1 protein-coding gene is annotated in these 402 nt (G+C 43.5%); it reads right to left on the bottom strand.

The genetic code is table 11. From position 1 onward, the window contains the following. On the bottom strand, positions 1–302 hold a 302-nt coding region (locus tag CXF72_RS00505), incomplete at its 3' end, for a site-specific integrase (protein WP_198552451.1). Between the last annotated feature and the right edge of the window lie 100 nt (positions 303–402).

Here is a 402-nt window from a genome sequence, read left to right as displayed (position 1 = left end):
TGGGGTGGTTTGACAATGCTGAGCCATTCCCACTGACGGTCAAGTGTGTAGCGGTAAAAGAATTGCAGTCCATTGCGGTCAAGTTTAACGGTACTCCATGAATGAGTTTGGATAAGGGAATTAAAATATTGCTTTAAATTATTCGTGCTGAGCGTATCGGGTGTGCGGTCAAAATAGGCCGTAATGCGACGTACCGCACGGGAATAAGCATCAATAGTCGCAGGACGTTTTCCTTGTAACTTTAAGTTGATAAGATGTTGATGATAAAGGTGATCGAAGTGTTGTTGTTCAAGTGTGTTCATCGTATTTACTCCAGCAATACACTGCCCAGATGGCGGTGTTACTTGATAAAGTATGGATGATAGGAGGTTTTTTCTGCCGCAGAGCGGCTTCGTTCAACAA

This window comes from Psychromonas sp. MB-3u-54, from assembly GCF_002836415.1.
Classification (GTDB): Bacteria; Pseudomonadota; Gammaproteobacteria; order Enterobacterales; family Psychromonadaceae; genus Psychromonas.
The sequence above is the reverse complement of the archived record's forward strand: the minus strand, read 5'-3'. Positions and strand labels throughout refer to the sequence as shown.